Below are 23,858 nucleotides of genomic sequence, written 5' to 3' on the forward strand. Positions count from 1 at the left end.
AGGATTTCGCCTGTCAGCTATCGGTGATGGCCGACATCCGAAACATTGTGGTGCTGACCGGCGCGGGCATTTCGGCCGAGAGCGGGATTGCGACGTTTCGCGGGCCGGGCGGGCTGTGGGAGGGGCATCGGGTCGAGGATGTCTGCACGCCACAGGCGCTCGCGCGCGATCCGGAACTGGTGCATCGTTTCTACGATCTCCGCCGCGCGGCGCTGGCGGGCGTCGAGCCCAATGCGGCGCATCGCGCGCTGGCGAAGCTCGATGCCGAATGGCCTGGCGAATTGCTGATCGTCACGCAGAACGTCGATGACTTGCACGAGCGGGCGGGGGCGACGCGGATGCTCCACATGCACGGCGAATTACTGTCGGCGTTGTGCGCGGATTGCGGCGAGCGGGCGGCGTGGTCGGGAGACATGCCGCCGGGCGAAATCTGCGCGACATGCGGCGCGCCGGCGCTGCGGCCCGACATCGTGTTCTTCGGCGAGATGCCCTACGACATGGATGTCATCGAGCGTGCCTTGGCGCGCGCCGACCTGTTCGTGTCGATCGGCACGTCGGGCGCGGTCTATCCCGCTGCGGGCTTCGTCCAGACCGCGAAATACCACGGAGCGCGGACGCTGGAGATGAATCTCGACCCGTCGGAAGGCAGCGGCTGGTTCGCCGAGAGCCGGCGCGGGCCGGCCGGGGAGCTGGTGCCGGCATGGGTGGAGGCGATGCTGAAAAGCTGACTTTCGGCGTCCCGCGATCGACGTCGCTAGTGTCACCCTGGTGTCAACTTAGCGGCGCGGAGCAGTCACTCGACCCAGTCCAGCCCGATGTCCTTGAATACCTCGCGGTCCTCGTCCCAATCGGCCTTCACCTTCACGTGAAGGTAGAGGTGCACGGGTCGGTCGAGCAGTTCGCGAAGCTGCGCCCGGGCCCGCGCGCCGATCTCCTTGATCCGCGTGCCGCCCTTGCCCAGCACGATCGCGCGCTGGGTCGGGCGGGCGACCAGGATCTGCTGGTGGATCTCGACCGATCCGTCGGCGCGCTCGTCGAACTTCTCGGTCTCGACCGCGCTGGCATAGGGCAGTTCGGCGTGCAGCTGGAGGTAGAGCTGCTCGCGCGTCACCTCGGCGGCCAGCGCGCGCTCGGTCGCGTCCGACACCTGGTCCTCGGGGAAATGCCACGGCCCCTCGGGCATGTTGGACGCCAGCGCCTTCTTCAGCTCGGGCAGGCCGTCGCCGGTTTCCGCCGACACGAAGAAGGTCTCGTCGAACGCGACCGCGGCGTTCAGCCGCTCGGCATGGACCAGCAGCTTGGCCTTGTCCGCGAGATCGACCTTGTTGAGGATCAGGAACTTGCGCTCGGGCCGTCCCGCGATGCTCTCGGCGATCGGCATGACCTTGGGGCCGAGCCCGCCCTTGGCATCGACCACCAGCGCGATCACGTCCGCGCCCTCGGTCCCGCCCCAGGCCGCGGCCACCATCGCGCGGTCTAGGCGCCGTTGCGGCGCGAAGATGCCGGGCGTGTCGACCAGCAGCAGCTGTGTCTCACCCTCGATCGCGACGCCGAGCAGCCGCGTGCGCGTCGTCTGCGCCTTGGGACTGACGATCGCGACCTTCTGCCCGACCAGCGCATTCACGAGCGTCGACTTCCCCGCATTTGGCGCGCCGAGCACGGCGACGAGGCCGCAATGCTGGGTCATGCTCCCACCTGCGCGAGCAATGCTGCCGCCGCCGCGGTCTCCGCTTCCTGTTTGCTCGTGCCCGTCGCCTCGGCCTCGGCGAACCCGCCCAGGCTGACACGCACCGTGAAGCGCGGCGCGTGTTGCGGGCCGGAGCGATCGGTGACTTCGTAGTGCGGGGTCTTGCGATTGTGCGCGGCGGCCCATTCCTGAAGCGCGGACTTGGGGTGTTGCGGCGCGCGGGCGGCCGCATGGACGCGGTCGCGCCATGCGGAGCGAACGAACGCTTGCGCCGGAGCGTAGCCGCCGTCGAGGTACAGCGCGCCGATCAGCGCTTCCATCACGTCGCCCAGCACGTTGTCGCTGTCGCTCGCGCCGTCGTCGCGCGCCTGCTTGCCGAGGCGGAGGTGCGGCTGCACGCCGATCCCGCGCGCGACGTCGGCGCACACCGCACCCGTCACCAGCGCGTTGAGCCGTTTCGACAGGCCACCCTCGGGCTCGTCGGGGAACAGTTCGTACAGCCATTCGGCCATCGCCAGCCCGAGCACGCGGTCGCCGAGAAATTCGAGCCGCTCGTAATTATCCGCCGCCTGGCTGCCGTGCGTCAGCGCACGCGCGAACCCGGCGAGGTCGTTGGGCTGGTGATCGAAGGTCTCGCCAAGCCACGCGGCGAGGGTGTCGCTCATCAGAACGCTTGCCCCATCCGGCTCCAGCGCGCGGCGGTGAACCAGGTCCAGGGCAGCAACCACTGCGCGTTGCCGTCGGTCGACCAGAAGGTGATGACCGCCTTGCCCTCCAGATTCTCCATCGGGACCATGCCGAGTCCGCCCTCGGCCACCGGGAAGCGGCTGTCGCCCGAATCGTCGCGATTGTCGCCCATCATGAAGACATGACCGGGCGGCACGGTGAACACGTCGGTATCGTCCGCTCCGGCGCGCAGGCCGCGATCGAGCACCAGATAGCTCGGCCCGCCCGGCAGCGTTTCCTTGTACTGCTGATATTTGCACGCGGGCGCGCCGTTCGCTGTGGTGACATAGGAGGCGGGGCAGTCCGCTTCTTCCATCGGGTTGAGCTTGGGCTTTTCGTTGTAGTTCGGGGTCAGCGGGATGACGAAGTCGGCGACACGCTGCTTGGGCACGGCGACGCCGTTCAGGATCAACTGGCCGCCGCGCATCTGGATCGTATCGCCGGGCAGGCCGATGACGCGCTTGATGATATCCTCGCCATTGCCCGCCGGGGTTTTGAACACCGCGACGTCGCCGCGGGTCGGGGTCCGTGCCAGGATGCGGCCCGGGATCAGCGGAATGCTCCACGGCAGCGAGTGCCGCGAATAGCCGTAATTCCACTTCGAGATGAACAGATAGTCGCCGATGTACAACCGCGGCAGCATCGATTGCGACGGGATCGAGAAGGGCGAGAACAGGAAACTGCGGAAGATGAATACGACCACCGCGAGCTTCAGCAGGAAGCTCAGCGTGTCGCGCCAGTCCTCCTTCTTCTTTTCCTTCACGGGTTTCGTCACCGGTGCGGGCGCGGCGGGAGTCGGAATGGGGTCCGGTGCCACCATGGGCGCCTCTGGCGTGTCGGTCATGGCGCGGGGTTTGCGCATGGTGTGTCGTAAGGTCAAGGCGGAGGTAACTGGACCCGGTTCCTTGAACGGGACGTTGTGAACGCCCATTGAGACATCGCGAGTCAAAAAGGAGCGTTCGAATGGCCGACTGGAGCGAGATCGAGGCACTCAAGCGGACCCCGCTGACCCAGCTTTTCGCCGACGATCCCGACCGGCTGTCGAAATACAGCGCCGACGTCGCCGGCATCCATTTCGATTGGTCGAAGACGCATTTGACCGACGACGGCATCAAGGCGTTCGAACGGCTCGCCAAGGCGTGTGACCTGGCGGGCAAGCGCGAGGCGCTGTTCGCGGGCGAAGTGATCAACACCACCGAGGACCGCGCCGTCACGCACACGATGGAGCGCGGCGAGGGGAACAAAGACGATGTCGTCGTCGCGCAAGGGTACCATGCCCGGATGCGCGCGCTGATCGACGCGATCGAACAGGGTGCGTTGGGCCCGATCCGCAACATCCTGCACGTCGGGATCGGCGGGTCGGCGCTGGGGCCGGACCTGCTGGTCGATGCGCTGGGCCGCGAGGAAACGCGGTACGAGGTCGCGATCGTCTCCAACGTCGACGGCCAGGCGCTGGAAGAAGTGTTCAAGCGGTTCGATCCGACCGCGACCTTGCTTGCCGTGGCGTCGAAGACGTTCACCACAACCGAAACGATGATGAACGCCGACAGCGTGATCGCGTGGATGCAAGAGGGCGGGGTCGAGGATCCCTATGGCCGCGTCGTCGCGCTGACCGCGAGCCCCGACAAGGCGATCGAATGGGGGGTCGATGAAACACGCGTCCTGCCGTTCGCGGACACGGTCGGCGGGCGCTATTCATTGTGGTCGTCGATCGGTTTCCCGGCGGCGATCGCGCTGGGCTGGGACGCGTTCAGCGAGTTGCTCGAAGGCGCGGCGGAGATGGACCGGCACTTCCGGCTGGCGGCGCTGCACGAGAACGTTCCTGCGCTCGCGGCGTTCACCGACCTGTTCTATACCCAGGTCCTGCATTGCGAGACGCGCGGCGTGTTCTGTTACGACGAACGCTTGCGGCTGCTTCCCTCCTACCTCCAGCAGCTCGAGATGGAATCGAACGGCAAGGGCGCGACGCTCGACGGAAAGCCCGTCGGTCGCCCGACCGCCGCGATCACCTGGGGCGGCGTCGGCACCGATCAGCAGCACGCGGTGTTCCAGCTGCTGCACCAGGGAACGCACGTCGTGCCGCTCGAATTCATCGGCGTGATCGAACCCGGCGACACGCTGGCCGAGGACCATCATAAGGCGCTGCTGACCAGCATGTTCGCGCAAGGGGCTGCGTTGATGAAGGGCAAGCCCAACCCCGACGATCTTGCGCGGGCCTATCCGGGCGATCGGCCCTCGACGACGTTGCTGCTCGACGATCTCGACGCGCGGACGCTGGGTGCGCTGATCGCGTATCACGAGCATCGCGTGTTCGTGAACGGCGTGCTGCTCGGCATCAACTCGTTCGACCAGTTCGGGGTCGAACTCGGCAAGGAAATGGCGAAGGCGGCGGCAAAGGGCGGGGGCGATTTCGATGTCTCCACCAACGATCTGTTGAAGCGGGCGTTCGGGTAGCGATCCGTCATCCCAGCGAAAGCTGGGATCTCGGGCGGAGATATACTGCGGGAGACCCCAGCTTTCGCTGGGGTGACGAATAGGGAAATAGAATGACCGACTACGACTACGACCTGTTCGTCATCGGCGCGGGATCGGGCGGCACGCGCGCGTCGCGGGTCGCGGCGGCGCACGGCGCGAAGGTGGCGGTGGCGGAGGAATATCGCGTCGGCGGCACCTGCGTGATCCGCGGCTGCGTGCCGAAGAAGCTGCTCGTCTATGGCGCGCATTTCGCCGAGGACCTGATGGACGCGCGACGCTTCGGATGGGAGGTACCGGACTGCACCTTCAACTGGAAGACGCTGACCGCGAACGTGTTCGAGGAAGTCGACCGGATCAACAAGGCCTATACCGCGACGCTCGACAGCCACGGCGTCGAGATCATCAACGAACATGCCGAGATCACCGGGCCGAACAGTCTGAAGCTGGCCGGCGGGCGCGAGGTCACCGCCAAATATATCCTGATCGCGACCGGCGCGCGGCCGCACATTCCGACTTGTCCGGGACACGAATACGGCATCACCTCGAACGAGGCATTCCACCTCGACAGCGTGCCGAAGCGCATCCTGATCGCCGGCGCGGGCTATATCGCCAATGAGTTCGCCGGCATCTTCCACGAATTCGGCGCGAAGGTGACCTTGATCAACCGCACCGACGTGATCCTGCGCGGCTATGACGAGTCGGTCCGCGATCGGCTGCTACAGATCAGCATGATGAAGGGCATCGATTTTCGCTTCAACGCGAAGTTCGAAGGGATCGAACAGCAGCCCGACGGCAGCCTGAAAGTGTCGATGTCGAATCACGAGCCGATCGAGGTCGATTGCGTGATGTTCGCGACCGGCCGCGTGCCGAATACCGAGAACCTGGGCCTGGAAGCGGCTGGGATCGAGCTGACCGAAATGGGCGCGGTCAAGGTCGACGAGGACAGTCGCAGCAACGTGCCGAGCATCTATGCGGTCGGCGACGTCACCAACCGCGTCCAGCTGACTCCCGTCGCGATCCGCGAGGGGCAGGCGTTCGCGGACACCGTGTTCGGCAACAAACCGACGCGGGTCGACTATAACTGCATCCCAGCGGCGGTGTTCAGCCACCCGCAAATGGCGGGCGTCGGCATGACCGAGAGCCAGGCGAAGATGAAGCATGGATCAGTCAAGGTGTACCTGAGCGACTTCCGCCCGATGAAGAACGTGTTGGCGAACCGCAACGAACGCGCGCTCTACAAGATGATCTGCGACGGTGAGACGGGGAAGATTCTGGGCATCCACATGATCGGTCCCGAAGCCGCGGAAATCCTGCAGGCCGCGGCGGTCGCGGTGAAAGCCGGGCTGACCAAGGACGATTTCGACGCCACCGTCGCGCTGCACCCGACGATGGCGGAGGAATTGGTGCTGATGAAGTAGCACGCGGAGGGATCAGCATGACACATCAGCTAGGTATCATTGCCGGCATCGTCGGCTTCGTGATCTGCATCGCCGCGGCGCTAATCCTGAGCCTTGGCTCCAAATCCAAGCGGCCTGACGGTTAGTCGCCGATTTCGACACTTCAGCGCCGGCGAACTATCATACCGCCCGCAGCAGCCGCCCGGCCTTGCCGACACGCTTGCCGTCTTCGAACGCCGGCCGTCCGTTGACCATCACCAAGTCGAACCCCGTCGCCATCGCGAACGGATCGACATAGGTCGAGCGCGCTTTGACCTTTGCCGGGTCGAACAGCACGAGGTCCGCCTTCGCACCTTTCCGGATCACGCCTCGGTCGGGCAGGCGTAGGATCGCAGCGGGGAAACCGGTTGCCTTGCGCACCATCTCCTCGACCGTCAACACCTTGTCGCGCACGACATATTCCTCGACCAGTTTGGCGTAGGTACCGGTCGCGCGCGGATGGCGCATGCCGGGGCCGCCATCGGTTGAAAACGCCACCTGTTTGTAGCGCAGCAAAGCGTCCTGCAGCACCTTGTTCATCGTGAAGTGCGCTCCCGATCCACCGTCGGGGCCAAGCTTGATCAGCAAGTCGGCATAATGCAGCCCCGTTTCCTGCGCTGCCTGCGCCAATGTTTTGCCGGCGTATGGCGGCGTGCCGATCAGCAGTGCTTCGGGTCCGCCGCGCCGCGTCATCCGCGCGATCAGATAGTCACGCAATTCCTGGCGGCGTGAGGCGATCACGCCGGCATAGTCGGTCGGCGGCAACGCCCATTGCGGAAACAGGATCGCAATACCGGTATAGCCAGCCTCGTAGGGATATTCGTCGGCGGTCAAATCGACTCCCTGGCGCCGCTTCGTCTCGAGGAAATCGATCAGTTGCTGCGCGCGCCCCGCGCCTTTGCCGAACACGACCTTGAGGTGCGAGATGTGCGGGCGGGCGGGGAGCGAAGTGGATACCAGCTCGTCGATCGACGCCTCGATCTCGTCGTCATTCTCCGACCGCATATGGCTCATGACGACGCCGCTGTGACGCGCGACGACACGGCCGAGATTGGCGAGCTCGGGCGCGGAGGAATAGATGCCGGGAACATATTCGAGGCCGTAGGACAGGCCGAACGCACCCGCGCGCAGTTCGGACTCGAGCTGCGCCGCCATCCGCGCGAGTCCGTCGGCGTCGGGCCTGCGGACAGAGTCGGGTACGCCCGCGGCGCGGCGCAGCGTGCCGTGGCTGGCGAGCAGCGCGACGTTAAGATCGATCGCGGCGCGGTCGACCGCCGCCATCCAGCTCCTCGGGTCGAGGTCCTTGCCGATCCGCGGCCCGTCACCGTCCTGGCCGAGCGTGATCGTGGTCACGCCCATCGCAAGGAAGCTCTCGTACGAATCCTCCAGCGGATCGCCATGGCTGTGCATGTCGATAAAGCCCGGTGCGAGCACGCGACCTTCGCCGGCGACGGTGCGCGCCGCGCCCGCCGCAATCCGGCGCCCGGTCGGCTCCGTGACATCGGCAATGCGATCGCCCGACACGAGGACGTTGGCGAGCCGGCTCGGTGCTCCGGTGCCATCGACCAGCATCACTTCCTTGAATAGGGTCATCGGCGCGGATTGCTGGGCGAGGCCCGGCGACCATCTCGCCAGCGCCCCCGCCGCCACGGTGCCGCCGACCATCTGTCGCCGTGTCAATTGCCGGGCCATCGCCATTCCCCTCGATCGTGCGGGGACAGGCTAACAGCAGCGCTCGGCCTAGTTCAATGGCACCCCCGAAATCGTGATCCGGTGCATCAGCCGGCGATGCCCATGATAGTCGTTCATCGCGCAATGCCAGGTCGATCGATTGTCCCACACCGCGAGCGATCCCGGCGCCCATTGCAGGCGGCATTGAAATTCGGGGCGCATCGCGACCGAATAGAGGTAGGCGAGCAGCGGCATGCTTTCCTCGCGCGTCCAGCCTTCGAAGTGCAGCGTGAAAGCCGGGTTGACGTACAGGATCTTGCGGCCCGTCACCGGGTGACGGATCACTGCTGGGTGAACCGCATTGGCGTGGACGTCGTGGCCCTTCAGGTCGGCGCCTTGGTCGGTCTTCGCGTAGACGCCGTCCGCCCCGTAGATGTGATCGGCGGAGTGGACAGCGCGCAAGGTCGCCAGCGTCCCCTTGAGCCCGTCGGACAGCGAATCGTACGCCGCCCCAAGGCTCGCGAACAACGTGTCGCCGCCGGTCGGCGGGGTCTCGCGCGCGAGCAGGATCGATCCCATCGCGGGCACCTGGTCATAGCTGTGATCGGTATGCCAGCCGCCGCCGATATTGGTCGTCTGCGCCTCGGCCTTGCGGACTTCGGCGATCTCCGGGTGGCCGCCGTTCGCCGGGAAGTAGTTGTTGATGTCGATGTCGCCCCAGCGCCGCGCGAAGGCGATGTGATCCTCGGGCGTCAGTTCCTGGTCGCGGACGAACAACACGCCGCGCTCGGCGACGGCGGTCTTCAGCGCGTCGATCCCGGACTGGTCGAGCGTCTTGAGATCGATCCCACTGGCTTCGGCGCCGCACTGATCGGCGATCGGCTGAATATGCATTGGCCCTCTCCTTTGCGCCGATGATTAGCGAGTCGCTTGCGGAACGAATGCTACGATCGTAGCAATTGCGCGATGGACGTGATGGCGGCCTTGAAGCGTGGTCGATGGTTCGGCGGGCTCGATCCGGCGCTGGCCGACGCGCTGGTCGCGGCGGGGCGGGTGCGCGCGCTCGACGAGGGGCAGTGGATTTATAGCGAGGGCGACGAGGAACCCGGCCTGTGCCTGGTGGTCGACGGCGTGCTGCGGCTGGAGGTCAGCGCGGGCAGGGATCGCGGCGTGTTGCTCGGCCTGATCGGCGCAGGGCAGGCGATCGGTCAGTCGCGACGGTTCGGCGGTGGGCGGCGGATCGTCACCGCGTCGGCGCAGCGCGCGGGCCATGTGCTGCTCGTTCCCGACATCGCGCTGCCGCGGATCGCCGAACAGGCGCCGGGCGCATGGGCGGCGGTGATCGCGTTGCTATACGATCAGTTGGACGCGGCAGTGCATGCGGCGGCGCTCAACCTGTGCCTGACCCCGCGCCAGCGCATCGCGGCGCGACTGGCGCAGCTCGCCGACCATGAAGGCGTGGTCGCCGCCACCCAGGCCGACGTCGCCGAAATGTGCGGGCTCAGCCGCAAGTCGGCGAGCGGGCATATCCTGGCGCTGGCTGAAAGGGAGTGGGTCGTACCGCTGTACCGGTCGGTGCTGGTCACCAACATCGCGGCACTGCGCTCGTTCGCGGGCCTTTAAGGCTCGATCACGATCTTGCCGACCATGCGGCTGTCGCGCATCGCTTCGAACGCGGTGCGCCAGTCGGCCAGCGGATAGCGGGCATCGACGCGCGGGTGGATCTTGCCCGCCGACGCCAGTGTCCAGATTGCATCCTGGTTCTCGCGACCCTTGTCGGGAAACCGCCGGCCATATTCGCCGGCGCGGACGCCGATGACCGAGAATCCCTTGATCAGCGGAATGTTGGTCGCGACGGTCGCGATCCGACCCGAGGTGAAGCCGACCACCAGCAGCCGCCCGCCGAATGCGATGCAGCGCGTGCTTTCGTCGAATACGTCGCCGCCGACCGGGTCGTAGATCACGTCCGCGCCGCCGCCGGTCAGTTCCTTGACGGCCTCGCGAAAACCGGGCGCCGTCAGCGTTGCGTCGGTGGCGTATTCGTCGGCTATGACTGCAAGCTTCTCCGCGGACCGCGACGTCGCGATCACGCGTGCACCGAGCGCCTTGGCGAGATCGACCGCGGCCAGCCCCACGCCGCCGGTGGCGCCATGGACCACGACCCACTCGCCCGGCTGCACATCAGCCAACCGGACCAGCGACACATAGGCGGTGTTATACGCCGCACCGACGCTCGCCGCGTGCGCGAAGTCGAGGTTCGCGGGCTTGGCGCGGACGCTCCGGGCATCGACCGTGACCAATTCGGCGAACCCGCCGAGCCGCGTACCCGCGACCACTGCGACCCCTTCTGAGAAACCGCTATCGGCGTCGGCTTCCACCACCTCGCCCGCCACTTCCATGCCCGGCACGAACGGCAGATCGGGTTTGAGCTGATACTTGCCCTCGGTCATCAGCAGGTCGGGAAAGTTGAGCGACGCCGCGCGCACGCGGACCAACACTTGGCCGGGTCGCCGCATCGGATCGGAGACGTCCGCCAGCGCGCAGCCGGCGAAGTCGGGCGCCAGCGACGAGACGACGAGCGCTTTCACCCCACCCGGTTCGCGACCAGATCGTCGACCACCGCCGGATCGGCGAGCGTGCTCGTATCGCCCAGGCTCGACACGTCGCCCTCGGCGATCTTGCGCAGGATGCGGCGCATGATCTTGCCGCTGCGCGTCTTGGGCAGGCCCGGCGCGAACTGGATCGCGTCGGGGGTCGCGATCGGCCCGATTTCGGTGCGAACCCAGGCGACCAGCTCCTTGCGCAGGTCGTCGGATGGCGTCTCGTCGGCGTTCAGCGTGACATAGGCGTAGATGCCCTGGCCTTTGATGTCGTGCGGGAAGCCGACCACCGCGGCCTCGGCGACGGCGTGGTGGAGAACCAGCGCGCTCTCGACCTCGGCGGTGCCCATGCGGTGGCCCGATACGTTGATCACGTCGTCGACGCGGCCGGTGATCCAATAATAGCCGTCTTCATCGCGACGACAGCCGTCGCCGGTGAAATATTTGCCGGGATAGGTGGTGAAATAGGTCTGGAAGAAGCGGTCGTGGTCGCCCCACACGGTGCGCATCTGGCCGGGCCAGCTGCGGGCGATGACCAGGTTGCCTTCGGTCGCGCCGGTCTGGACCGCGCCCTCGCCATCGACGATCTGCGGGTCGATGCCGGGGAACGGCAAGGTCGCGCTGCCAGGCTTCAGGTCGGTCGCGCCGGGCAGGGGCGTGATCATATGCCCCCCCGTCTCGGTCTGCCACCAGGTATCGACGATCGGGCAGCGGCCCTCGCCCACGACGTCGTGATACCAGCGCCACGCCTCCGGGTTGATCGGCTCGCCGACCGTGCCGAGCAGCCTGAGCGTCGAGCGGCTGGTGCGGGTGACGAACTCGTCGCCTTCCTTCATCAGCGCGCGCAAAGCGGTGGGCGCGGTATAGAGGATTTCGACGCCGTGGCGGTCGCAGACTTGCCAGATGCGGCTGGCGTCGGGCCAGTTGGGGACGCCTTCGAACATCAACGTCGTGCCGCCGTTCGATAGCGGGCCGTACAGGATGTAGCTGTGTCCGGTGACCCAGCCGATGTCGGCGGCGCACCAATAGATCTGGCCCGGGCGGTAATCGAAGGTCAGTTCGTGGCTGAGGCTGACCCAGACGAGATAGCCGCCGGTGGTGTGGAGCACGCCCTTGGGCTTGCCGGTCGAGCCAGACGTGTAGAGGATGAACAGCGGGTCTTCGGCGTTCATCGGCTCCGGACGGCATTCGGGCTCCGCGGTTGCCAGCAGGTCGTGATACCAATGGTCGCCATCGCCCATGGCGACGGCGCCGCCGGTCGCCTTCACGACGATCACCTGATCGAGCCCCGGTGCCAGCTTGCGTGCGGCATCGACATTGGCCTTGAGCGGGACCTTCTTGCCGCCGCGCCGGCCTTCGTCGGCGGTGATGACGATGGTCGATCCGCAATCCTCGACGCGTCCCGCCAGCGCTTCGGGCGAGAAACCGCCGAATACGACCGAATGGATCGCCCCGACCCGCGCGCACGCGAGTAGCGCGACTGCAGCTTCGGGGATCATCGGTAGGTAGATCGTGACGCGGTCGCCCTTCGCGACGCCGCGCTCCTTCAGCGCGTTGGCGAACTTGCAGACGTCGGCGTGAAGCTGGCGATAGGTGATCCGGCGCGGTTGTTCGGCGGGATCGTCGGGTTCCCAGATGATCGCGACCTTGTCGCCGTTCGCCGCGAGGTGCCGGTCGAGGCAGTTGGCCGCGACGTTGAGCTTGCCGTCGGCGAACCAGGAAATGTGGAAGTCAGCCTTGTCGAACGACCAGTCGCCGGCGATCTCCGGCCGCTTGATCCAGTCAAGCCGGCGTGCCTGTTCGAGCCAGAAGCTGCCGGGATCGGCCAGACTGCGGCCGTAGAGCTTCTCATATCCCGCACGATTGACCTTCGCGCGCTTCGCCCATTCGGGTGGGACCGGATAGACGCTCTGGTCGGACATGTGGCTCTCCCTCGACGGTCCCTTGTGGCGAAAGGCGAGGGCGCTTGGCAAGCGGCGGCGATGCGGGCAGCATGAAGTTCGGCTTAAGGGGGCAAGCATGAGTGACGCGACGACCGATCAGTCTATGCACCACGGCGCGCCGGCGCATGCGCTGGAACGGCTGGTATTCTTTTCCGACGCGGTGTTCGCGATCTCCATCACGCTGCTCGGGGTCGAACTCCATGCGCCGATCCTGAAGTTCGGGGCGCCCGACGTGGACTTCGTTCAGGCGCTCGCCAATCTGACGCCCAATTTCATCGGCTTCTTCGTGTCGTTCTTCGTGATCGGGGCGTTCTGGGGCGGGCACCATCGATCGTTCGATTGCGCGCAGCATTGGTCGCCGCGGCTCGGCCTGCCCAATCTGTGCTTGCTGAGTTCGGTCGCGGCGATGCCGTTCTTCACCGCGTTCATGAGCGAGAATGTCGGCAATCGCGTGCCGACGATGGTCTATTGCATCTGGCTGACGATCGTCGCGATCTTCAACCTGTGGAACAACAGCATCGCCGTGTCGCCGGGCATCGTGAAGGACGGCATCGACCCCGAGCGGATCGCGACGATCAAGGTCCGCGGCTGGTCGGTCATCCTAGGCGCGGCGACGTCGATCGTCATCGCCTATTTCCAGCCCTGGGTGGCGCAGGTCGGGCTGTTTTCGATCGTCTTCTGGCGGCTGTTGCTGCAGCGTTTGCGGCGGCCCGCCGCGGCTAGCTAGCGGCGAGCCTGTCGATCCAGGCGGTCGATGCCGGCTTGGCCTGGCGGAGGAACGAGCCGACCACGAACAGCATGATGAAGGCGACGAAGCCCACCGCGACGATCAGGATGACCGCGAAAAAGGCGGCGGCGAGCAGCATCAAAGTAGCGAACCCGAGTTGGGGCTCGGCCTTTGCCGACAGCGCGATCGTGCGCGGGCCCTTGGCGTCGAACCAGCGTGCGGTCGTCCACAGCAACCGGCCATCGCCGTCGCGCTTGTCGCTGCATATCGTCGCCGCGACGTTGCGGAGCAAGCCCGGGGGCTGGGCGATCGGCGACTGGCTCGCGGTATAGCCCGCTTGGCGCGACGCCAGCGCCTGGAGGAGAAACTCCTGCGCTGTGCCGATTCGCTGGTCGTCACTCTCCATGGGAGGCCGAAACGATGGCGCGTCGACGTCGTCGGTCGCTGCGGGCAGCAACTCCTTCGCCTTCAACGGCGTCCCGCCCGCGACCGAATCGAGCACCACCAGCCGGCCGCCGCGCTCGACCACGCGGTAACGCGACGGCGGCGCCTCCAGCTTCATCAGCCGAAGCGCTGCTTCAGGTCGAGCATCGCCAGCGCCGCCTTGGCCGCGCCGCCGCCCTTGTCCGCCTGCGCGGGGTCGGCGCGATAGATCGCCTGCGCTTCGTTCTCGGTGGTCAGGATCCCGTTGCCGATCGCGATGCCGTCCATGGTCAGCGCCATGATTCCGCGCGCGCTTTCGTTCGACACGATCTCGAAATGATAGGTCTCGCCGCGGATCACGACGCCGAGCGCGACATAGGCGTCGTAGCGGTCGGTCTCCATCGCCAGGGCGATCGCGCCGGGAGCTTCGAGCGCACCGGGGACGGTGACGGTCTCGTGGCTGTGCCCCGCCGCCTCGATCGCGGCGCGGGCGCCGGCGAGCAGCATGTCGTTGAGATGGTCGTAGAACCGCGCTTCGACGATCAGGACGTGGGCCATCAGTTGGTCCCTCCGGTGATCGCGCGCTCGCCGACGATCGACAGGCCGTAGCCGTCGAGTGCCACGAGCGTGTGGTGCGTGTTGGTCAGCAGGATCATGTCCTCGACGCCCAACTCGGTCAGGATCTGCGCGCCCACGCCGTAATCGCGGATCTCGTCGCCCGGCGGACCGCCCGCCTTGCGTTCGAGCGCCTGGCTGAACCCGCCCGCGCCGCTCGGCGACAGCAGGACGACCACGCCCGATCCGGCCTCGCCGATCAATTCCATCGACCGCGCGAGCAAGTCGCCGCGCGCCCCGCCTTCGCCGAACATGTCGGTGAAGACGTTCATCGCGTGCATCCGGACGAGGGTCGGCTTGTCGGGGTCGATCCGGCCCTTGATCAGTGCAATCTGCTCGGTGCCGGTCGCCTTGTTGAAATAGGTGCGGGCTAGCCAATCCCCGCCCCAGCGGCTCGCGAACTTCGCTTCGGCGCGGCGTTCGACGAGGTGGTCGTGCTGGCGGCGATAGGCGATCAGGTCGCGGATCGTGCCGATCTTCAACCGGTGAGTCTCGGCGAAGGCGATCAAATCGTCCATCCGCGCCATCGTGCCGTCGTCTTTCATGATCTCGCAGATCACACCGGAGGGATTAAGTCCCGCCAGCCGTGACACGTCGACCGCGGCCTCGGTATGTCCGGCGCGGACCAGCACGCCGCCATCGCGCGCGACCAGCGGGAAGACGTGGCCGGGCGTCACGATATCCTGGCGGTGCTTCGCCGCGTCGATCGCGACCGAGACGGTGCGCGCGCGGTCGTGCGCGGAGATGCCGGTGGTGACGCCCTCGCGCGCCTCGATCGACACGGTAAAGGCGGTTTCGTGCCGCGTACCGTTGTGGCGGCTCATCAGGTCGAGCCCGAGCTGGTCGATGCGATCCTTGGTCATCGCCAGACAGATCAACCCGCGGCCGTGCTTCGCCATGAAGTTGATCGCGTCGGGCGTCGCCATCTGCGCCGGGACGATCAAGTCGCCTTCATTCTCGCGGTCCTCGTCGTCGACCAGGATGAACATGCGGCCGTTGCGCGCCTCCTCGATGATCTCTTCGATCGGGACGAGCGCGGGGCGTTTTTCGCGCTGTGTCAGATAATGTTCGAGCTTCTTGAGCGTGTCCGCGGTGGGATTCCATTCCTGCTCGTCGAGGCTGCGCAGCGAATTGGCGTGGAGGCCCGCGGCGCGGGCGAGCCCGGAGCGGGAAATCCCGCCCGAGGCGACGAGATCGCGGACGCGATCGATCAGCATCGTGCTCATGAGTCGGCGGATATCACACTGTAATGTGATGAGTCCAACGTATTTTCACATTGGCCGGGCTAAGTTGACACGAAGTTGACACTGGCGAGGTTGTTCTGCGGTAATGTGATGCCGGGTATTCGTTTTTCCGTGTGATGTCGTCGATCAGCATGCTGCCCATGGCGAGATGGTCGCAAGGCAAATCCAACATTGCCAGCATTATCGTCACCCCGGCCTTGTGCCGGGTCTGCGTCGCCTCGGGCGGTACGGCTTGTGGCTCTGCAGATGCCGGCACAAGGCCGGCATGACGGACGCTACTTGGTGGCGAGCGACTGCATCCGCTGGAGGTAACGCGCGAGGACGTCGATTTCGATATTGACCGCCTGGCCCGTTTCCAGTCCGCCGAGCGTCGTCACCGCTTGCGTGTGCGGGATGATGTTGACCGCGAAGGTCGTCCCGTCCGCCGCGTCGCTCACCGTGTTGACCGTCAGCGACACGCCATCGACCGTCACCGATCCTTTCGCCGCCACGAACGGCGCGAGGTCGCGCGCCAGCTTGAACGCGATCACGCGCGAATCGCCCGCGGGCATGACGCTAGCCACCTCCGCGACGCCGTCGACATGACCGGTGACGATATGCCCGCCGAGTTCGTCGCCCAACTTCATCGCGCGTTCGAGGTTGAGCTTGCGGCCCTGGCTCCACTGGCCCTGCGCGCTGCGCGACACGGTTTCGCCCGAGACGTCGACAGTGAACCAACCGGGTCCCCCAGGACCTGATTTGTCGATGACGGTCAGGCAGACACCCGAACACGAGATCGATGCGCCGAGATCGACCGTCGCGGTGTCGTACGCCGTCGCGATCCGCACGCGCAGGTCGCCGCGTTGCTCGATACTCTCGATCGTGCCGATATCGGTGATGATGCCGGTGAACATCAGCGGGTTCTTTCGTATTCTTCCAATACGTCGATGCCCAACATCCGCCGGTCGCGCAACCGCCAGCGGCCATGCGCGCCGGCGAGGTCGGTCAGGCCGATGTCGCCGATCGCGGGCGTGCCGCCGCCGATCAGGATGGGTGCGCGGTAGAGGAGCAGGCGATCGACCAGATCGGCGGCGAGGAACGCCGCGGCTGTCTGCGCGCCGCCTTCGACCAGGAGGTGGTCGATGTCGGTAAGGTCAATGATGGCTTGGGGCGACGTCACAACTTCCCAACCGTCATCCCCGCGAAAGCGGGGACCCAGCTCCTCAGCGTCGGTAAGCGGGGCGGGGGCGGGAGATGGGCCCCCGCTTTCGCGGGGGTGACGGGAAGAGAGCAAGAGCCGCCGTGGCGACCGATCCTCCAGACCCTCCAGCCGCACATCCAGCGTCGGCGCATCGGCTTCGTACGTCCCGCGCCCGACCAGGATCGCCTCGTGCCGCGCGCGTTCGACATGCGCGTGGGCGCGGGCAGGCGCGCCCGTAATCCACTTGCTCTCGCCGTTCGCCAGCGCGATGCCGCCGTCGAGCGACGTCGCGAGCTTGAGAGTGACATGCGGTCGCCCAAACGCCTGCCGCGTCAGGAACCCGGCCATCGGCCGCCGCGCATCGTCAGCGCGAAGGCCCGTTTCCACCGCGACCCCTGCCGCGCGCAGCCGATCGGCGCCCTTGCCGTCGGTTCGCGGATCGGGATCGCCGAGCGCCGCGACCACCGTCGCCACGCCGGCTTCGACCAGCAGATCGCTGCACGCCGGGCCACGCGGCGACTGATGCGCGCACGGCTCCAGCGTCGTATAGGCCGTCGCCCCGCGCGCCGCGTCGCCCGCCTCGGCGAGCGCCATCGCTTCGGCATGCGGTCGCCCGCCCGGCTGGGTCCAGCCGCGGCCGACGACCTTGCCATCCTTCACGATCACGCAGCCGACATTGGGATTGGGCGCGGTGCGTCCCCGCCCGCGCTCGGCCAGCGCCAGCGCGGCCTGCATCCATCGCGGGTCGGCGGTCAGAGGCCGATACTCTTCAGCTGATCATCGAGCCGCTTGAACGAGGCACGCTTCTTGGCCTCGAACTCGGCTTCCTTGGCGTCCTGGATCTTCTTCTTTTCCAGGTCGATCTTCTGCTGCGCGATGATCTCCGCGTCGGTGCGGTCGGCGCGCCAGGATTCGACATAGATGATCGTGGGCGGGACATAGGGCTTTTCGACGTTCGAACTGATCGCGAACCCGGCGACGATCAGCCCGCAGATGAAGAACGACGCGAACAGGAAGATGATCTCGTGCTTCCCGCGCGACGCGAGAAAGCGGCGCAGGTCGCCGAACGCGCGAAGCGGATTGTAGCGGGCAAGGACACTCATGCCGCGCAAGATAGGCGCGGGGCCGGTCGGAAACCAGCCCCGCGCGGGCATCACTGCTCCTGCAACTCGAACCGCAATGCCATGGTCTTCCATTGCTCGATCGGCGTGCCGTCGCTGGTCGCGGGCTTGAAGCGCCACTTGGTCAGCGCCTGTTTCTCGGCGGCCGCGAAGAAGGCGTCGCTCGCGGCGGAGACGCGCTCGACCTGCTTCACGCGGCCGTCGGTGCCGACCAGCACGCGGATCACCACGCGCCCGACATTGCCGGCACGAATCTCCGCCGCGGGATAGGGCGGCTGAAGCGCGCTGGTGTAACGAATGTCGTAGATCGTATCGACGATCTTCGGCTTGGGCGGTGTCACCGGCGTCACGGTCGGGCCGGGATCGGCGATCGGCAGTATCGGTGCGATCGGGCCGGGGTCGGTCGTGGTCCGGATCGGATTTTCGCTCGGCAGCGTCGGCAGCACCGGCGGCACGACGGTGGTTTCCTTGATCGAGCTCGGGGTGCGCGGCTGCGGCTGGGGATCGGGCGGCGGATCCTTGGGCGGCGTGATGTCGATGATCGTAATCGGCGGATGCAGGATCTTTGCGATCTTGTCCGCCTGGGTCGTGATGATCAGCCCCACGATCGGCAGCGCTGTCATCGCCAGCGCCAGGGTCATGCTGCCGGGCCTGAACCCGCGGCCGGCAGCGAATTGGTTCGCATACATACGCCGTATCCTCTCTCATCGTCCCGACGTTGGCCGTCGAGTCGTGTGATGATACAACGTTACATAGTAGAGTGCAAGGGGTAGGCCTATATCGTCACCGTGCTCCGGCGCAGGCCGGAGCGTAGGAGGATGATGCACTTCGATCGCCAACGCTCCGGCCTGCGCCGGAGCACATTGATGGGTTAGGCGGAAAGGCGCTCCAATGCCCGCGCGCGCCCGATCAGCGGGAGCAAGGCCGCCATGTCCGGGCCATGGTCGCGGCCGGTCAGCGCGCGGCGTAAGGGCAGGAACAGCGGCTTGCCCTTGCGTCCGGTTGCGTCCTTCAGCGCGGCGGTGAGCGCGTGCCAGGGGTCGCTCGACCAATCGATCTCGCCCGCGATGCGATGCGCGGCGGCCAGGAAGTCGCGGTCCTCGGCATCGACCGTCGCGTCGATCGGCCCCTCGACGACGTGCCACCAGTCCGCGGCGTCGGCGATGGTCGTCAAATTGGGCCGGATCGCTTCCCACCCCGCGCGGTCGATCCCGGCCGGCAGGCGATCGGTGACCGCGTCATAGTCGAGCTGGTGCACGATCCGCGCGTTGAGCTGTGCGAGTTCGCCCTCGTCGAACCGCGCCGGCGCCCGCCCGAAGCGCGCGAAGTCGAATGCCGCGATCAGGGGGGCGGGGTCGGCGAACGGCTCGACCGGGTCGCTGGTGCCGATGCGGGCGAGCAGCGAGACGATCGCCTGCGGCTCGATCCCTTCCTCGCGGAAATGCTCGGCGCCGAGCGACCCGAGCCGCTTCGACAACTTGCCCTCCGCGCCGGTCAGTAGCGCGGCATGCGCGAACAGCGGCACGGAGGCGCCGAGCGCGGCAAACATCTGGATCTGCAGCGCGGTGTTCGACACGTGATCCTCGCCGCGCACGACGTGCGTGATCGCCAGATCGATATCGTCGATCACCGAGGGCAGCATGTAGAGCCACGACCCGTCGGCGCGGCGGATGACGGGGTCGCTCATCGTCGCGGCGTCGAAATGCTGGTGGCCACGGATCAGATCGTCCCATTCGATCGCGCCGGGATCGAGCTTGAAGCGCCAATGCGGCTGGACGCCCTCGGCCGCGAACTTCGCGCGATCGGCGTCGGTCAGCGTCAGCGCGGCGCGGTCGTAGATCGGCGGCAGGCCGCGCCCCAACTGCACCTTGCGCTTCAGGTCGAGTTCCTGCGTGGTCTCGTACGCCGGATAGACGCGCCCCGCCGCGCGCAATTCCTCGAAGCGGCGCTCGTACAGCCCGGTCCGCTCCGACTGTCGCACGGCCGCATCGGGGGTCAGTCCGAGCCAGCCGAGATCGGCGCGGATCGACTCGACGAACCGCTCCTCGCTCCGTTCGCGATCGGTATCGTCGATCCGCAGCACGAATTGCCCGCCCCTCGACCGCGCGCACATCCAGCTGAGGATCGCGGTGCGGATATTGCCGATATGCAGGTTGCCGGTCGGGCTGGGGGCGAAACGGGTAACGGTCATCGCGCTCCCTTACGGTTCGGGCCGGGCAGCGGCAACGGGCAGCGGATGTTGCGCACGCGGAACAACAGGGTAGACTTCGGGTATGCTGATCTACCGCATCCTGTTCGGCATTGTCGCCGTCACGGCCGCGATCATCCTGTTCTTCTTCGTCTGGGGGCTGAGCGACGGGACGGCGTCGGCGGACAACATGGCGATCTGGCTGGTGTTCGCGGGCGCGCCCTGTGCGGCGTTGCTGGCCGCATACCATCTCGCGGCGGCGAACAGTCGCGTGGCGGCGTCGGTGATCCTGGCGCTCGTCGCAGTGCCGGCGACGCTAACCGGTCTGTTCTTCCTGATGCTGATCGTACTCGCACCCGACTGGCGATGAGCTGAACCGCGTGCGCCGCGTCGCGCACTAACCATGGCCGCATCGAACCGACCCGCGGTGCGTTGTGTATCGATCCGTGTCAGAAAGTATCCCGTGCCCCAGCCGTCCGCCTATCTCAACGCCATCGGCACCGCCGTCCCTAATCATGACGGGCATCGCGCGTTCGTCGATTGGGCGACGCCCAAGATCGCCGATCCGCGCCTCGCCAAGCTGTTCGGACGGATGGTCGCGCGGTCGGGGATCGAGCACCGCTGGACCGTGTTACCGCGTGCGCCCGGGGGCGGATCGCCGATCGAGCCGGGCGGATTCTACGAAGGCGGCCATATGCCGGGAACGGCGGCGCGGATGGCGGTCTACGTCGACCAAGCGCCCGCGCTGAGCATCGCCGCGATCGATCGGCTGGCGGAGCAGGTCGATATTCGCGGGATCACGCATCTTGTCGTGGCGAGCTGCACCGGGTTCGTGGCGCCGGGGATCGATCAGATCGTCGCCGCGCGGATCGGTCTGTCGCCCAGCGTCGAGCGGCTGCTGGTCGGATTCATGGGCTGCTACGCCGCGGTCGCCGCCTTGCGCAGCGCGCGACACATCGTGCGGTCGGAGCCGGGTGCGCGGGTGCTGGTGGTGTGCGTCGAACTATGCAGCCTGCATCTGCAGGACACCGCCGAGATCGAGCCGTTGCTCGCGATGCTCCAGTTCGGCGACGGCGCGGCGGCGGCCTTGGTGACGGGCGACCCGGCGGGGTTCGCACTCGATGCGCCGTTCGCGACGACCTTGCCCGATTCGGCGGGGCTGATCCGCTGGAACATCACCGACCAGGGCTTCGCGATGCATTTGTCGGGCGAAGTGCCGGGGCGGATCGCGGCGGGACTCGCCGATCCCGATTTCGCTAGCGCCGCGCTGGGCGGCCGTGCGCCGGAGGAGATCGACGGCTGGGCGGTGCATGCCGGCGGACGATCGATCCTCGACGCGGTCGAAAGCGCCTATGCCTTGCCGCAGGGCGCCTTGTGGGCATCGCGCGAAGTGCTGCACGACAACGGCAATATGTCGTCGGCGACCTTGATGTTCGCGCTGGCGAAGATGTTGGCGGCGCGGCCGGTCGAGCATGGCGTGGCGCTGGCGTTCGGGCCGGGACTGGCGGCGGAAGGCTTCGGGTTCCGGAGCGCGGCGTGACGCTGGCGACACGCGCCATCGCCGAGGAGCTGATGGACGCCGACGATCTCGACGCCGCGACGTATGGCGCGGTTGTCGGCGATCTCGCCAAGGTCAACGTGGTGACGATGGCGCGGCGGCTGACCTTGAGCTTCGTGCGGCGCGCGCTCGGCGAGCGGAAGACGTTCAAGCTGCTCGATGTCGGGTTCGGCGATGGCGATATGCTGCGGACGATCGCGCGCTGGGCGGCAAGGCGCGGGATCGAGGCCGAGCTGGTCGGGGTCGATCTCAACCCGCGCAGCGAACGCGCGGCGATGGCGCACACCCCGCCGGGCATGGCGATCCGCTGGATCACCGGCGACTATGCCGATCTGGCGGCGCAGGGCTGGGACATGGTCATTTCCAGCCTGGTCGCGCATCACATGACGCACGACCAGCTCGTCGCCTTCCTGCGCTTCATGGAAGCCGAAAGCGCGATGGGGTGGCTGGTCAACGACCTGCATCGCCACGGCTTCGCGCATTGGGGCTTCCCGATCCTGGCGCGCGCGTTCGGGTGGCATCGTATCGTCCGGCTCGATGGTACGCTGTCGATCGCACGGTCGTACCGCCCGGATGAGTGGCCGCCGATCCTCGCCGAAGCCGGGGTCAGCGACGCCCGGGTCTATCGCGCTTTCCCTTTCCGGCTGTGCGTCGAACGCCTGCGCTGATCGTCGGCGGCGGGCCGGCCGGGGCGACGGCCGCGCTGTTGCTGGCGCGGGCGCGCGCACCGCATCTGCTGATCGAGCGCAGCGCCGAGACCGGCGACGCCTTGTGCGGCGGGTTCTTGAGCTGGCGGACGCTGGAGACCCTTTCGGCGATCGGCATCCGGCCGAGTGCGCTCAACCGCGATCACATCCGGCGGTTGCGGCTGTTTGCGGGTCAGCGAAAAGCGGAGGCGTGGCTGCCGCGTCCGGCGATCGCGGTATCGCGCTGGCGGCTCGATACGTTGCTGCTGGAACACGCAATCACCGCCGGCGCGGTGGTCGAGCGTGGCGTCGCTGTGCGTGGGGTGGAAGGGCTAACGGTCCGTCTTGCCGACGAAAGCGAGATCGCCGCCGACGCGCTGTTCCTCACGACGGGCAAGCACGATGTGCGCGGACTGGCGCGGCCGGTCGAGCGCGACGACGACCCGGCGCTGGGGCTGCGCGTTCGGCTCGGGCCGTCCGATGCGCTCGACCGCATGGTCGGTGGGACGATCGAGCTGCATCTGTTCGATCGCGGCTATGCGGGGCTCGCGCGGCAGGAGGACGGGACGGTCAATTGCTGCATGGCAGTGCATCGCTCGCGCCTGACCGAGGCCGGGTCGCCCGACGCCCTGCTTGACCGGCTGGGGCGCGAATCGCCGCGGCTTGGCGACCGGCTCGCCTATCGCGCGAACAGCACGGCGATCGATGCCGTCGCCAACGTCCCCTATGGCTGGCGGGCGACCGACACGGCGCCCGGCCTGTTCCGGCTCGGCGACCAGGCGGCGTGCATCCCGAGTCTCGCCGGCGAAGGCATGGGGATCGCGATCGAAAGCGGGCTGCGCGCCGCGAACGCCTATCTGCGTGGCGGTCCGGAAGCCGCGATCGCCTATCAGCAGCGACTCGCGCGTGATCTCGCCCGCCCGTTCGCCGTCGCCGGCACGATCCGCGCCGCCGCCGAGCGCCCATTATGGGCATCCGCGCTCACCTGGGCTGTGCGCCTGACGCCACAAATCGCCGGAATCGTCGCGCGGCTAACGCGCGTTACGCACATGCCGCTTGACGCCTGACCCGCGCGCTCCGATTTCGGTCCGCATGGAACATTTATCGCTGTCCGAGTCCGAATGGCGCAAGCGCCTGACTCCCGAGCAATATCACGTGCTGCGCGAAGCCGGGACCGAGCGCGCGTTCGGCGGCATCTATAACGACAACAAGGCGGACGGCATCTACGCCTGCGCCGCGTGCGGGCTCGACCTGTTCGACAGCGCCGACAAATACGATTCGGGATCGGGCTGGCCGAGCTTCACCCAGCCGATCGCGCCCGATCACGTCACAGACCATAGCGACGTCAGCCACGGCATGACCCGCACCGAAAGCCGCTGTGCGCGATGCGACAGCCATCTCGGCCACGTCTTCCCCGACGGTCCGCCGCCGACCGGGCTGCGGTACTGCATGAATTCGGTGAGCCTCGACTTCGAACCGCGGGATGCCGATTAACCACGGCTTGTAGCAGCGACTCTAGTCCGGTATCCCGCCGTCCGTGGCGCGCGCTTCCACTCGTATCGTACCCAAATGGCGGCG

General features: G+C 67.0%; 25 protein-coding genes. 10 read left to right on the top strand and 15 right to left on the bottom strand.

Going from position 1 to position 23,858, the window contains the following annotated elements; genetic code table 11:
* Nucleotides 1-26: 26 nt before the first annotated feature.
* Nucleotides 27-728, top strand: a complete 702-nt coding sequence (locus FPZ24_RS01050; RefSeq protein WP_146569317.1) for an NAD-dependent deacylase — start codon at nucleotides 27-29, stop codon at nucleotides 726-728.
* 65 nt (nucleotides 729-793) lie between these two features.
* On the opposite strand, the gene era is transcribed toward FPZ24_RS01050, so the two are convergent.
* From era to lepB, 3 genes are read right to left on the bottom strand one after another with little or no spacing between them, the layout of a single operon-like run.
* Nucleotides 794-1,687 carry a GTPase Era gene (gene era / locus FPZ24_RS01055; RefSeq protein ID WP_146569318.1) on the bottom strand — a complete coding sequence of 298 codons (894 nt, stop codon included), beginning with the start codon at nucleotides 1,685-1,687 and terminating at the stop codon, nucleotides 794-796.
* Nucleotides 1,684-2,352 carry a ribonuclease III gene (gene rnc, locus FPZ24_RS01060; RefSeq protein WP_146569319.1) on the bottom strand — a complete coding sequence of 223 codons (669 nt, stop codon included), beginning with the start codon at nucleotides 2,350-2,352 and terminating at the stop codon, nucleotides 1,684-1,686. The genes era and rnc overlap by 4 nt, the downstream gene beginning before the upstream one ends.
* Nucleotides 2,352-3,233, bottom strand: a complete 882-nt coding sequence (gene lepB / locus FPZ24_RS01065) for a signal peptidase I (protein ID WP_240047672.1) — start codon at nucleotides 3,231-3,233, stop codon at nucleotides 2,352-2,354. The genes rnc and lepB overlap by 1 nt, the downstream gene beginning before the upstream one ends.
* Before the next feature lie 143 nt (nucleotides 3,234-3,376).
* Here lepB and pgi point away from each other — a divergent pair, with 143 nt between their 5' ends.
* Together pgi and gor are read left to right on the top strand one after the other, a co-directional pair.
* Entirely contained in the window at nucleotides 3,377-4,867 is a 1,491-nt protein-coding gene (gene pgi, locus FPZ24_RS01070) for a glucose-6-phosphate isomerase (RefSeq protein ID WP_146569321.1), read from the top strand.
* 92 nt (nucleotides 4,868-4,959) lie between these two features.
* Entirely contained in the window at nucleotides 4,960-6,306 is a 1,347-nt protein-coding gene (gene gor, locus FPZ24_RS01075; RefSeq protein WP_146569322.1) for a glutathione-disulfide reductase, read from the top strand.
* Nucleotides 6,307-6,465: 159 nt separating this feature from the next.
* Here the strand turns inward: gor and FPZ24_RS01080 are convergent, their stop codons facing one another.
* Together FPZ24_RS01080 and FPZ24_RS01085 are read right to left on the bottom strand one after the other, a co-directional pair.
* Nucleotides 6,466-8,016, bottom strand: a complete 1,551-nt coding sequence (locus FPZ24_RS01080) for an N-acyl-D-amino-acid deacylase family protein (RefSeq protein ID WP_186728956.1) — start codon at nucleotides 8,014-8,016, stop codon at nucleotides 6,466-6,468.
* A gap of 48 nt (nucleotides 8,017-8,064) precedes the next feature.
* A complete protein-coding gene (locus FPZ24_RS01085; RefSeq protein WP_146569324.1) occupies nucleotides 8,065-8,889 on the bottom strand; it encodes a TauD/TfdA dioxygenase family protein in 825 nt (274 codons plus the stop codon).
* Nucleotides 8,890-8,925: 36 nt separating this feature from the next.
* Here FPZ24_RS01085 and FPZ24_RS01090 point away from each other — a divergent pair, with 36 nt between their 5' ends.
* A complete protein-coding gene (locus tag FPZ24_RS01090) occupies nucleotides 8,926-9,618 on the top strand; it encodes a Crp/Fnr family transcriptional regulator (protein ID WP_186728957.1) in 693 nt (230 codons plus the stop codon).
* Here FPZ24_RS01090 and FPZ24_RS01095 read toward each other — a convergent pair.
* Nucleotides 9,615-10,583, bottom strand: coding sequence for an NADPH:quinone oxidoreductase family protein (locus FPZ24_RS01095; protein WP_146569326.1), 969 nt, complete (start codon nucleotides 10,581-10,583; stop codon nucleotides 9,615-9,617). The two genes, FPZ24_RS01090 and FPZ24_RS01095, sit on opposite strands and share 4 nt — an antisense overlap.
* Nucleotides 10,580-12,517, bottom strand: a complete 1,938-nt coding sequence (gene acs / locus FPZ24_RS01100) for an acetate--CoA ligase (RefSeq protein WP_146569327.1) — start codon at nucleotides 12,515-12,517, stop codon at nucleotides 10,580-10,582. The genes FPZ24_RS01095 and acs overlap by 4 nt, the downstream gene beginning before the upstream one ends.
* 97 nt (nucleotides 12,518-12,614) lie before the next feature.
* Between acs and FPZ24_RS01105 the strand changes: the two genes are divergently transcribed.
* Nucleotides 12,615-13,265 (top strand): TMEM175 family protein, encoded by a 651-nt coding sequence (locus tag FPZ24_RS01105; RefSeq protein WP_186728959.1) that lies wholly within the window; start codon nucleotides 12,615-12,617, stop codon nucleotides 13,263-13,265.
* Here the strand turns inward: FPZ24_RS01105 and FPZ24_RS01110 are convergent.
* The 8 genes from FPZ24_RS01110 to gltX all read right to left on the bottom strand — a co-directional run bounded on the left by FPZ24_RS01110 (nucleotide 13,258) and on the right by gltX (nucleotide 20,039).
* Nucleotides 13,258-13,827, bottom strand: coding sequence for a hypothetical protein (locus tag FPZ24_RS01110; protein WP_146569329.1), 570 nt, complete (start codon nucleotides 13,825-13,827; stop codon nucleotides 13,258-13,260). The two genes, FPZ24_RS01105 and FPZ24_RS01110, sit on opposite strands and share 8 nt — an antisense overlap.
* Nucleotides 13,827-14,246, bottom strand: coding sequence for a 6,7-dimethyl-8-ribityllumazine synthase (gene ribH / locus FPZ24_RS01115; protein ID WP_146569330.1), 420 nt, complete (start codon nucleotides 14,244-14,246; stop codon nucleotides 13,827-13,829). The genes FPZ24_RS01110 and ribH overlap by 1 nt, the downstream gene beginning before the upstream one ends.
* The gene (ribB, locus tag FPZ24_RS01120) at nucleotides 14,246-15,529 is read right to left on the bottom strand and encodes a 3,4-dihydroxy-2-butanone-4-phosphate synthase (protein WP_146569331.1); all 1,284 of its coding nucleotides are present in this window, start codon (nucleotides 15,527-15,529) and stop codon (nucleotides 14,246-14,248) included. Before ribB ends, ribH begins: the two co-directional genes overlap by 1 nt.
* Before the next feature lie 293 nt (nucleotides 15,530-15,822).
* Complete coding sequence (locus FPZ24_RS01125) at nucleotides 15,823-16,440, bottom strand: riboflavin synthase (RefSeq protein WP_146569332.1); 618 nt, start codon at nucleotides 16,438-16,440, stop codon at nucleotides 15,823-15,825.
* A complete protein-coding gene (ribD, locus tag FPZ24_RS01130) occupies nucleotides 16,440-17,462 on the bottom strand; it encodes a bifunctional diaminohydroxyphosphoribosylaminopyrimidine deaminase/5-amino-6-(5-phosphoribosylamino)uracil reductase RibD (protein ID WP_146569333.1) in 1,023 nt (340 codons plus the stop codon). Before ribD ends, FPZ24_RS01125 begins: the two co-directional genes overlap by 1 nt.
* Nucleotides 17,463-17,479: 17 nt before the next feature.
* A complete protein-coding gene (locus FPZ24_RS01135; protein WP_146569334.1) occupies nucleotides 17,480-17,830 on the bottom strand; it encodes a hypothetical protein in 351 nt (116 codons plus the stop codon).
* 50 nt (nucleotides 17,831-17,880) lie between these two features.
* Nucleotides 17,881-18,537, bottom strand: coding sequence for an energy transducer TonB (locus FPZ24_RS01140; RefSeq protein ID WP_240047558.1), 657 nt, complete (start codon nucleotides 18,535-18,537; stop codon nucleotides 17,881-17,883).
* A 182-nt stretch (nucleotides 18,538-18,719) separates the two neighbouring features.
* Nucleotides 18,720-20,039: a glutamate--tRNA ligase gene (gene gltX / locus FPZ24_RS01145; RefSeq protein WP_146569335.1), complete on the bottom strand. Its 1,320-nt coding sequence runs from the start codon at nucleotides 20,037-20,039 to the stop codon at nucleotides 18,720-18,722.
* Between the two features lie 82 nt (nucleotides 20,040-20,121).
* On the opposite strand from gltX, the gene FPZ24_RS01150 reads away from it, so the two are divergent.
* The 5 genes from FPZ24_RS01150 to msrB all read left to right on the top strand — a co-directional run bounded on the left by FPZ24_RS01150 (nucleotide 20,122) and on the right by msrB (nucleotide 23,774).
* A complete protein-coding gene (locus FPZ24_RS01150; protein ID WP_146569336.1) occupies nucleotides 20,122-20,406 on the top strand; it encodes a hypothetical protein in 285 nt (94 codons plus the stop codon).
* Between the two features lie 93 nt (nucleotides 20,407-20,499).
* Nucleotides 20,500-21,576: a type III polyketide synthase gene (locus tag FPZ24_RS01155; protein WP_240047559.1), complete on the top strand. Its 1,077-nt coding sequence runs from the start codon at nucleotides 20,500-20,502 to the stop codon at nucleotides 21,574-21,576.
* The gene (locus FPZ24_RS01160; protein ID WP_146569338.1) at nucleotides 21,573-22,262 is read left to right on the top strand and encodes a methyltransferase domain-containing protein; all 690 of its coding nucleotides are present in this window, start codon (nucleotides 21,573-21,575) and stop codon (nucleotides 22,260-22,262) included. Before FPZ24_RS01155 ends, FPZ24_RS01160 begins: the two co-directional genes overlap by 4 nt.
* Nucleotides 22,241-23,347 carry an NAD(P)/FAD-dependent oxidoreductase gene (locus FPZ24_RS01165; RefSeq protein ID WP_146569339.1) on the top strand — a complete coding sequence of 369 codons (1,107 nt, stop codon included), beginning with the start codon at nucleotides 22,241-22,243 and terminating at the stop codon, nucleotides 23,345-23,347. The genes FPZ24_RS01160 and FPZ24_RS01165 overlap by 22 nt, the downstream gene beginning before the upstream one ends.
* Before the next feature lie 25 nt (nucleotides 23,348-23,372).
* A complete protein-coding gene (msrB, locus tag FPZ24_RS01170) occupies nucleotides 23,373-23,774 on the top strand; it encodes a peptide-methionine (R)-S-oxide reductase MsrB (protein ID WP_146569340.1) in 402 nt (133 codons plus the stop codon).
* The last annotated feature ends 84 nt before the right edge of the window (nucleotides 23,775-23,858 follow it).

The sequence above is a fragment of the Sphingomonas panacisoli genome (assembly GCF_007859635.1).
Lineage (GTDB): Bacteria > Pseudomonadota > Alphaproteobacteria > Sphingomonadales > Sphingomonadaceae > Sphingomonas > Sphingomonas panacisoli.

What these genes read in the sequence shown, in the direction of transcription:
- acs (WP_146569327.1), bottom strand. Translation starts at nt 12,517, where the DNA reads ATGTCCGACCAGAGCGTCTATCCGGTCCCACCCGAATGGGCGAAGCGC.
- FPZ24_RS01085 (WP_146569324.1), bottom strand. Translation starts at nt 8,889, where the DNA reads ATGCATATTCAGCCGATCGCCGATCAGTGCGGCGCCGAAGCCAGTGGG.
- FPZ24_RS01050 (WP_146569317.1), top strand. Translation starts at nt 27, where the DNA reads ATGGCCGACATCCGAAACATTGTGGTGCTGACCGGCGCGGGCATTTCG.
- ribD (WP_146569333.1), bottom strand. Translation starts at nt 17,462, where the DNA reads ATGCAGGCCGCGCTGGCGCTGGCCGAGCGCGGGCGGGGACGCACCGCG.
- era (WP_146569318.1), bottom strand. Translation starts at nt 1,687, where the DNA reads ATGACCCAGCATTGCGGCCTCGTCGCCGTGCTCGGCGCGCCAAATGCG.
- ribH (WP_146569330.1), bottom strand. Translation starts at nt 14,246, where the DNA reads ATGGCCCACGTCCTGATCGTCGAAGCGCGGTTCTACGACCATCTCAAC.
- gor (WP_146569322.1), top strand. Translation starts at nt 4,960, where the DNA reads ATGACCGACTACGACTACGACCTGTTCGTCATCGGCGCGGGATCGGGC.
- FPZ24_RS01105 (WP_186728959.1), top strand. Translation starts at nt 12,615, where the DNA reads ATGAGTGACGCGACGACCGATCAGTCTATGCACCACGGCGCGCCGGCG.
- FPZ24_RS01110 (WP_146569329.1), bottom strand. Translation starts at nt 13,827, where the DNA reads ATGAAGCTGGAGGCGCCGCCGTCGCGTTACCGCGTGGTCGAGCGCGGC.
- FPZ24_RS01140 (WP_240047558.1), bottom strand. Translation starts at nt 18,537, where the DNA reads ATGTATGCGAACCAATTCGCTGCCGGCCGCGGGTTCAGGCCCGGCAGC.
- gltX (WP_146569335.1), bottom strand. Translation starts at nt 20,039, where the DNA reads ATGACCGTTACCCGTTTCGCCCCCAGCCCGACCGGCAACCTGCATATC.
- lepB (WP_240047672.1), bottom strand. Translation starts at nt 3,233, where the DNA reads ATGGTGGCACCGGACCCCATTCCGACTCCCGCCGCGCCCGCACCGGTG.
- ribB (WP_146569331.1), bottom strand. Translation starts at nt 15,529, where the DNA reads ATGAGCACGATGCTGATCGATCGCGTCCGCGATCTCGTCGCCTCGGGC.
- pgi (WP_146569321.1), top strand. Translation starts at nt 3,377, where the DNA reads ATGGCCGACTGGAGCGAGATCGAGGCACTCAAGCGGACCCCGCTGACC.
- FPZ24_RS01080 (WP_186728956.1), bottom strand. Translation starts at nt 8,016, where the DNA reads ATGGCCCGGCAATTGACACGGCGACAGATGGTCGGCGGCACCGTGGCG.
- FPZ24_RS01135 (WP_146569334.1), bottom strand. Translation starts at nt 17,830, where the DNA reads ATGAGTGTCCTTGCCCGCTACAATCCGCTTCGCGCGTTCGGCGACCTG.
- FPZ24_RS01125 (WP_146569332.1), bottom strand. Translation starts at nt 16,440, where the DNA reads ATGTTCACCGGCATCATCACCGATATCGGCACGATCGAGAGTATCGAG.
- msrB (WP_146569340.1), top strand. Translation starts at nt 23,373, where the DNA reads ATGGAACATTTATCGCTGTCCGAGTCCGAATGGCGCAAGCGCCTGACT.
- rnc (WP_146569319.1), bottom strand. Translation starts at nt 2,352, where the DNA reads ATGAGCGACACCCTCGCCGCGTGGCTTGGCGAGACCTTCGATCACCAG.
- FPZ24_RS01150 (WP_146569336.1), top strand. Translation starts at nt 20,122, where the DNA reads ATGCTGATCTACCGCATCCTGTTCGGCATTGTCGCCGTCACGGCCGCG.